This is a genomic window from uncultured Thiodictyon sp. (assembly GCF_903828115.1).
Classification (GTDB): domain Bacteria; phylum Pseudomonadota; class Gammaproteobacteria; order Chromatiales; family Chromatiaceae; genus Thiodictyon.
This window is the reverse complement of the sequence record NZ_CAIKKU010000716.1, coordinates 1-5,548: the sequence shown is the minus strand read 5'-3', so window position 1 is coordinate 5,548 and position 5,548 is coordinate 1. Positions and strand designations below refer to the sequence as shown.

Below are 5,548 nucleotides of genomic sequence, written 5' to 3'. Positions count from 1 at the left end.
GTAATCGTGGTCGGATTATTCGATTACGACAACGACAACGACAGCGTACCCGGGATCTCGGTCACCACATCAGTTCTGATCGCACCCCCGCGGGGCACCCGGATGCCTGGGCACCGGGGCAGGCCGTCCAGACGCCGACCCTGCTGTTACACTTAAGCTACGGCACCTCGCCGAGACACCGGCCGCGGGGTCTGCCCGCCGCCCTGGCCGCACCCGCCCGGTCCACCCAGCTACCGCCTGAGGGGAGTTCACGCCATGCCCACCTGGATCCTGGTCGCAGACAACAGCCGCGCACGTATCTTCACCGCGGACAAGGCCGCCGGTCCGCTGCACGAAGTCCGCACCCTGACCTCCCCCGAGGCGCGCCTGCACGAGGGCGATCTGGTCACCGACCGGGCCGGACAGGACCGCAACCCGGGCGTCGCCGGCCATGGGTTGAGCGGCGAGCGCCCCCACAAACACGACATTGCCGAGCGCTTCGCCGCCCAGGTCTGCGAGGAGCTGGAAACGGCCCGCAATCAGGGGCAGTTCCGCAAGCTCTATGTGGTCGCCGCCCCCGCCTTCCTCGGGATGCTCCGCCACCACCAGTCCCCGGCCCTGCGCCAACTGATCGTTGCGGAGATCGACAAGGGCCTGGCCACCCAGGACCCGGCCGCGATCCGCAAGGCCCTGCCGGACTTCCTGTAGGGTCCGCTGTGCGGACCAGGCACCGCCGCCGCGCGCCCCGCGCCGCGGCCAGTGCGCAGTGCGGTAATGAAGGGCGCGATGCAACGCCTCGTGCCAAGATACGCGTTTGATCATGCCGCGAGGCGCTGCCTTGTCACCGCCAACGCAACACCCGCCCCCCCCGGCGCCGCCCCGTCCGGTCACCGCCGAGGCTTTTCGCCATTGGGTCTTGCGGCCCGCCGAGGGGGTCTTTCTGTTCCATCCCCGGGCCATCGAGCGGCTGCACGGACTGGGTACACCGCGGGGGGCAATGGAGGTCTGCTACCACCTGATGGCCCGCGGCCCCTTCCTGCAGCGGTTGGAATCGGAAAACCCGGAGGCCCTGTCGGTCATCGAGGGGCTGCGCCTGCCGGAGTGGGTCATACTCCTGCCGATGCCGGGTGCACCGGTGCTCAGGGCCACCCCGCAGCGGACCCTGCTGCGGGACTACTGGGCCCGGCGCTTCGAGGGCGAGGTGGCCCGCACCTGGCAAACGGCCCGGGACGACAACCAGGACCTGGCCCATTTCGGCCCCGCGACACTCACGACCCTGATCGGCGGCACCGCGCTCGCTGAGGCCCGGGAGGTCCTGGCCCGCGACGGGGTGCCGGAGGCGCTGGCGGACGAGGCGCAACTGGGTCGCGCGTTCGTGGCCCGGGTGGTGCGCCTGCGCTATTTCGCCCCCGGTAGCCGCGGCTGCTGCTTCCCCGCGGTGCCGGACTGGGCCGCGGTGGATCGGTGGATGGAAGAGAGCGGGCTGGACCTGCCCCCGCCCCGGTCCGGCGGCCGGCTGCCCCAGGCCATGGAGCGCACCCGCCCGTCGGTTACCTGCGGCGCCCCCGGGCTGTGCCTGCAGCTACCCGCGGACCTGCCCTATGGCCGCTCCGATCCGGACCGGCTGACCGGGGCCTGTAATTGGCTGGTGCAAGCCGACCCCCCCGTCCCCGCGCCGCCGGACCCGGCCCCCGCGGGGACCGCACCCGTTACGACCCCGGGGCCGGCCGCGCACCTGTTACCGGGCGTTGGTCCTGACCCAGGCGCCAGACCCCGCTCGGACGTCCAGTCCCGGTGCCTCCTCGCCCTGCACCGGGGGGCCGCGATCCGCCGCCGTCCGGGCCGCCTCGCGCGGCTCGGGGCGGGCCTGGCGGAGGCCCTGCAAGCCCCGCTCGATGGGCTGCTCGACCTGTGGGGCACCCTGTCCAGGGTCCTGGCCCGCGAGCGCCCGCCGCTCACCGGGAGGGCACTCCTGGCCCTGATCGCAACCTTGCGGTCCGCCACCGCGGCGGCCCAGCGGGCGGACTGGGAGGGTCGCTTCGCCGCCGCCCTGCGGCACCTGGCCGCGATCCGCGCCCGCTATGAGGCGGCAGTCGGACCCGGCGACGGCGCCGGTCAGCACCCCACGGACCCGGTGCTGCGGCTCCTGGATCAGCGCCAACGGGCCACGGCGGAGACCTTCGCGCACGTCCTGGCCACGACCTGGCGCCTGTCCCCCGCCACCGCCGATGAACTGGGCGAGTTGCTCCGACGCCTGGCGGCCGAGCGCGGGGCCGCCGCCCGCCCGGCCCAAACACTGCTCGGCCAACTCGAAACGGCCCTGCGCGAGGGCCGCACCACCTATTATCGGATCAGGCTACGCGCCTGGTTTACGCCGGCCGGGCCACGCCAGGTCCTGCCCTTCCAGGGTCCTTTGAAGGCCCTGGCCGCCCTTGACGGCGCCCGCCGCCTGCTGGAGGAACTCCCCTGGCCGGTGGCCGACCTGGACCGGCTGGGGGAGCCGCTGGCGACGCTCGCGGGGCGCATCGACGGGGGCCTCCAGGAGCGCCTGCGCGCCCGGCTGCTGGAGGTCCTGGAGACGGCTGCACTGGTCCCCGCTGACCCGGCGGGCCGGCTCGCCGGCCGCCGTCTCGCCGACTCCCTGGCGCGCCTGATCCGGCGGCAGCGGCAACTGCGGTTCGCCGATCTGCGCGACCTGCTGAACCAGGACACCCTGAGTCTGCCCGATGCACAATGGGGAGACTGGCGATACGGCGACCGCCTGGGATCCTTCGATCAGGCCGCGGCACGGGCCCTGCCCGGGATCTATCGGCCCGGTGAGTTCTATGTGAAGGGGCTGCAACGACTGAGCGCGCCCCTTTTCGGGACCCGGCGCGGGCGGCGCGGCCTGCGCCTGGTGTTGCTGCCGGTGCTCGCCGCCTGGGCCGCCCTGGCGGTCACGGCACTCTTGTGGGACCTGTGGGACAGCGGCCACCCCCCCTTGACCGACCCCTGGGTGGTCCTGCTCCTGGCGGCGGTCTTAAGTGCGGGCGCCAACACCGATGCCGGCCGGCGCTGGGTCCGCCGCCTCTGGCGGGGGGCGGCGTGGCTGACCCGCCTGCTGCTGTTGACCGGCCTGCCCCGCCTGTTACGCTCGGCCCCCATCAGATGGCTCCTTGAACGTCGCCTGGTCCGGGGCCTGCTGGGGGGCATCCTGGCCCCTGTGACGATCGGCCTCTTGCCCCTGCTGCCGCTGGCGGTCCTGTGGTTCCTCGTCACGCCGGGGGCGTCCGGGCCCGCGCATTGGACGGCGGTGCTGGCACTGGCCTATGCGCTGGGCACCCGCTTGCGGGACACCCCGGCGGGGCGCCGCCAACTCGACGACCTGGCGACCGCCGGACGCCAGTTCAGGGAGTTGCTGCGGCAGGAGCGGCTGGCGGACCTGATCGCGCCCGTCATGGAGTTCTTCAAGCGGGGCCTGCGCACCCTGGACCAGGGACTGCATCTCATCCGCACCCGCTTGAGCCCGCGCCTGGGCGAGGTCCCCGCCGTCACCCTCCTCAAGGCCCTGGCAGCCCCCCTGTGGACCGCCTGGGAGGCGGCACTCCAATTCTACGTCGTCGTCCTGATCGAGCCCCAGACCAACCCGATCAAGCACTTCCCTGTCGTCACCCTGGGCCATAAGCTACTGCTGCCCTTGCTCCCAACGCTCGGCAGGTGGCTGCACGCCGGACTCTCCCCCCTGCTGCCCTCCCCCATCGCCCTGCCGCTGATCGCCGTCACGCTGTTCCTCCTGCCCGGGCTCTTCGGCTTCCTGTTCTGGGAACTCAAGGAGAACTGGCGGCTCTACGGCGCCAACCGCGCCCACCCCGTGCCCAGGGCCCGCCTGGGCGCGCACGGCCACACCATGAACGGTCTGTTGCGGCGCGGCCTGCATGGCGGCATCATCCCCAAGGCCTTCGACCGGCTCCGCCAGGTCCTGGATCGCCAGGTCCGCGACGAGGCCCCGGACCCCCGGGCGCTGCGCCGCGCCCTGGCCCGACTGGAGGAGATCACCGCGCTGATCGCGCACTTCGGCGAACAGGAACTGGCGATCCCCCTGCGCGAGGCATGCCGGGGTGGCGGTGCCGGGGCGTCCGACGGGGCGGCGCAGTTGACGATGCAGCCGCCCCAGTTGGCGAGCCGGGGGATCGAGTTGCGTATCCAGCGCGCCGGGTCTGCCACGGCAACACCGGCGGAACTGGTGCTGCAACTGGCGCTCGGTACGGCGGCGCACGGATCGCAACTGACCTGCACCCTGGACTGGCGCGGCCCCTGGGCGGACCTGGACCCGGAGTCTCAGTGGCGCATGGCGGCGGTGGTCCGGCGCTTTGCGCGCCGCTGCGGGGCACTGGTTGCCGAGCCCGCGTAGGGCGGAACGCGATAGCGGTTCCGCCATTTCGGTACCTGCATCGTGGCGGATCGGCCTGCGGGCATCCGCCCGGGCTAGCAACCGGGACCGTTGAGGACACGGAGGGAAGAGGCAAATGAAACAAGCTGCCCTGTCTGCGGTGGACCCGCTCAAATAAGGCGTGTCGCTAAGGCCTTCGGTCGCGGCAATGATCTTCTGGTTATTGAAGACATCCCTATGATTGTTTGCCGCACTTGCCACGAGCAATATATCGCCGCGGCAACATTGCGCGAAATCGAGCAACTTCGCGAACGTCAGCAGCATCAGGCACGGATGATTGACGTCGAGCGGTTTGCAGCTTAAAGCCCGGGTCGGGCGGAACGCGATAGCGATTCCGTCATTGCGGTGCCTCCATCGCGGCCGATTTGCCGACCGCTCGCCGCGCGCAACCGGCGCCCCGGGCCGGTGCCGGCCATCTCCCAAGAAAAATGTGCAACCGAGAGGAGAACTTGGCACTATCCTGACGCTTGGGGGCCTCGGCCGGTCACAGCGGCCCCGGGGTGCTTGCCCAGTCCCGATCATTCAACCCTCTGACAAGCGCGACAGGAGAATGGTGTGAAGTCGAATGATGTAAAGTCGAAAGTCATCTGGCTGGCCGTGGCCCTGGTGGGGGCCACCGCCTTTGCCATCCTCGCCCTGAGCCGCGGTGAGCCCGTCAATGCCGCCTGGCTGGTGCTGGCGGCGGTCTCCTGCTACGCGATCGCCTACCGGTTCTACAGCAAGTTCATCGCCGAACGGGTGTTCGAGCTGGACGATCGCCGGCTGACCCCGGCCGAACGCCGCAACGACGGCCTGGACTATGTCCCGACCAACAAATATGTCGTCTTCGGCCACCACTTCGCCGCCATTGCCGGGGCCGGCCCCCTGGTCGGCCCGATCCTGGCGGCGCAGATGGGCTTCCTGCCCGGCACCATCTGGATCCTGGTGGGGGTGGTGCTGGCCGGGGCGGTACGTAGCCGTTCAGAGACCCCTTGACCGCTGCCTCCAGCCCGATCAGTATGTTCCCCCTACGCTGCCCGATGATACCGCGCCACTGACCGATGCACCTGAGCGACCACAGCCTCAGCCAGCTTGATGAAGCCTACGTCCAGGCCCTGGACGAGGGTCGGCTGCGTGGTCTGTCGCTGCGGCTGTTGGAGG

At 71.1% G+C, this 5,548-nt stretch carries 4 protein-coding genes; all 4 read left to right on the top strand.

Going from position 1 to position 5,548, the window contains the following annotated elements; genetic code table 11:
• The first annotated feature begins 255 nt into the window (after positions 1-255).
• The 4 genes from QZY48_RS26800 (at position 256) to QZY48_RS26790 (ending at position 5,383) form a co-directional block, all read left to right on the top strand.
• Positions 256-687 (top strand): host attachment protein, encoded by a 432-nt coding sequence (locus tag QZY48_RS26800; RefSeq protein ID WP_295436606.1) that lies wholly within the window; start codon positions 256-258, stop codon positions 685-687.
• A 130-nt stretch (positions 688-817) separates the two neighbouring features.
• Positions 818-4,369, top strand: a complete 3,552-nt coding sequence (locus tag QZY48_RS26795; RefSeq protein WP_295436604.1) for a sulfite exporter TauE/SafE family protein — start codon at positions 818-820, stop codon at positions 4,367-4,369.
• Between the two features lie 90 nt (positions 4,370-4,459).
• Entirely contained in the window at positions 4,460-4,711 is a 252-nt protein-coding gene (locus QZY48_RS35060) for a YgiT-type zinc finger protein (RefSeq protein ID WP_366929792.1), read from the top strand.
• A 252-nt stretch (positions 4,712-4,963) separates the two neighbouring features.
• On the top strand, positions 4,964-5,383 hold the full coding sequence (locus QZY48_RS26790; RefSeq protein WP_366929791.1) for a carbon starvation CstA family protein: 420 nt from the start codon (positions 4,964-4,966) through the stop codon (positions 5,381-5,383).
• Positions 5,384-5,548: the final 165 nt, after the last annotated feature.

Coding starts and splice junctions, on each gene's coding strand:
- QZY48_RS26800 (WP_295436606.1), top strand. CDS start 256: ATGCCCACCTGGATCCTGGTCGCAGACAACAGCCGCGCACGTATCTTC.